At 77.0% G+C, this 2,793-nt stretch carries 1 protein-coding gene; it reads left to right on the forward strand.

What is annotated here, in order from left to right:
• Positions 1–2,793, forward strand: a 2,793-nt coding sequence (locus ACFSJS_RS27860; protein ID WP_380905273.1) for a non-ribosomal peptide synthetase, incomplete at both ends; no start/stop codon positions are given.

Here is a 2,793-nt window from a genome sequence, read left to right on the forward strand (position 1 = left end):
TTCGCCGAGGTGCTGGGGGTGCCCGGGGTCGGGGTGGACGACGACTTCTTCGCCCTGGGCGGCCACTCCCTGCTGGCGATCGTCGTGATCAGCCGGATCAGGGCCCTGCTCGACGTGGACCTGGCCATCGACGCCCTCTTCGAGGCGCCCACGGTGGCCGGGCTGGCCGCGCACCTCGACGGCCCGCAGCGCCGCCCCGGCGCGGTGCGGGCGGTGGTGCCGCGGCCCGGGCGGCTGCCGCTCTCCTACGCCCAGCAGCGCCTGTGGTTCCTCCACCAGATCGAGGGGCCGAGCGCCACCTACACCGTCCCGCTGGCGCTGCGGCTGACCGGGCCCCTGGACGTGGCCGCCCTGCGCGCCGCGCTGGCGGACGTGGTCGCCCGGCACGAGAGCCTGCGCACCGTCTTCGCCGAGGACGAGCACGGCCCGCACCAGATCGTCCTGGGACCGCGGCAGGGCGCGCCCGGCCTGCGGGTGGTCCCCACCACCGAGGCCCGCCTGCGGGCCGACCTGGAGGCCGAGGCCGCCCGTCCCTTCGACCTCGCACAGGCACCGCCGGTGCACGCCCGGCTCTTCGCCCTCGACGAGCGCGCCCACGTACTGCTGCTGGCGGTCCACCACATCGCCATGGACGGCTGGTCGGTCCGCCCCCTGGTGCGCGACCTGGCGGCCGCCTACGCCGCCCGGCGCCGGGGCGCGCCCCCGGCTCTGCCCGAACTGCCCGTGCAGTACGCCGACTACACCCTGTGGCAGCACGAGGAGCTCGGCACCGAGGACGACCCCGGCAGCGCGATCGCCGCGCAGCTGCGGTACTGGCGGGAGGCCCTGCGCGGACTGCCGGAGGAGCTGGCCCTCCCCGCCGACCGGCCCCGCCCCGCCACCCCCTCCCACCGCGGGGGCCGGGTCGGCTTCACCGTCCCGCCGGCGGTGCACGGGCGGGTGGCCGAGCTGGCCCGGGAGCACCGGGCGACGCCCTTCATGGTGGTGCACGCGGCGCTGGCGGCGCTGCTGACGCGGCTGGGGGCGGGGACGGACGTGCCGATCGGTTCGCCGGTGGCCGGGCGCACCGACGACGCGCTGGAGGACCTGGTGGGGTTCTTCGTGAACACGCTGGTGCTGCGCACCGACACCTCGGGCGACCCGAGCTTCGCGGAGCTGCTGGAGCGGGTGCGCGCCACCGACCTGGCGGCCTACGCCCACCAGGACCTCCCCTTCGAACGGCTGGTGGAGGTGCTCAACCCGGTGCGCTCGCTCGCCCGCCACCCGCTCTTCCAGGTGCTGCTGGCCTTCAACAACGGCGCGGTGCCCGCCGACGGACCCGCCGACAGGGCCTCGGACGTCCTGGTCCGGCCCGTGACGGTGGAGACCGCGGCGGCCAAGTTCGACCTGTCGCTCTCCTTCAACGAGGACCGGACGGCCGACGGCTCGGCGGCGGGGATCCGGGGCGTACTGGAGTACAGCACCGACCTGTTCGACGAGAGCACGGCCCACAGGGCGGTCCGGTACTTCCTCCGGCTGCTGGGTGCGGCGGTCGAGCAGCCCCTCACACCGCTGAGCGGCCTCCCCGTCCTGAGCGAGCCGGAGCGGCACGAGCTGCTCGTCCGGCGCAACGACACCGCCCGCGACCTGCCCTGGACCTCACCGCTGGGGCGCTTCGAGGCCCAGGCCGCCCGGACCCCCCGGGCCACGGCCTTGGTCGCCGGCGAGGAGCGGATCGGCTACGCCGACCTCGACGCACGGGCCAACCGGCTCGCCGGGCTGCTGTCGGACGGCGCCGCGGGCCGGAGCGGACCGGTCGCGGTCGCGCTGCGGCGCGGCGCCCTGCTGCCGGTGACGCTGCTCGCCGTCTGGAAGGCGGGACTGCACTACCTGCCCCTGGACCCCGGCCACCCGAAGGAGCGGCTGGCGGACGTCCTCGCCGACTGCGCGCCCGCATGCGTGGTCACCACCGCGGACCTCGCCGGCGACCTCCCTCCCGGCCCGGCCCCGCTGCTCGTCCTGGACGACCCGGCCACCGCCGAACGCCTGGCCGCCGCGCCCGGCACCGCACCGGCCGGGGCCGCGCACGCCTGGGGCCACCCGGACGACCTGGCGTACACCATCTACACCTCCGGCTCCACCGGCCGCCCCAAGGGCGTCATGGTGACCCGGGCGGGCGTGGCGAACTTCCTCGCCGACCTGACCGAGCGGCTGGAGCTGGGCCCCGACGACCGGCTGCTGGCGGTCACGACGGTCTCCTTCGACATCGCCGTCCTGGAGCTCTTCGCCCCCCTGCTCACCGGCGGCTCGGTCGTCCTGGCCGACGCCACCGCCCAGCGCGACCCCGCGGCCGTGCGGTCCCTGTGCGCCCGCGAGGGCGTGACGGTCGTCCAGGCCACCCCCGGCTGGTGGCACGCCATGGCCGTGGACGGCGGCCTGGACCTCACCGGCCTGCGCGTGCTGGTGGGAGGCGAGGCGCTGCCGGCGGCCCTGGCCCGCGCCCTCCTGGAGCCCGGCCGCGCGCCGTCCGGCGACCGCCTGCTCAACCTGTACGGGCCGACGGAGACCACCGTCTGGTCCACCGCCGCGCACATCACCGCCGGGACCCCGGAGGCGCGCGGCGGCTCGGTGCCCACGGGGACGCCGATCGCCAACACCGCCGCCTACGTGCTGGACGCCGCGCTCCGGCCCGTGCCGGACGGAGTGCCGGGCGAGCTCTACCTGGCCGGGGCCGGGCTGGCCCGCGGCTACCTCGGCCGGCCGGGGATGACCGCGGAGCGGTTCGTGGCCTGTCCCTTCGGGGAGCCGGGGGAG

This window comes from Streptomyces desertarenae (genome assembly GCF_042681365.1).
GTDB classification, from domain to species: domain Bacteria; phylum Actinomycetota; class Actinomycetes; order Streptomycetales; family Streptomycetaceae; genus Streptomyces; species Streptomyces desertarenae.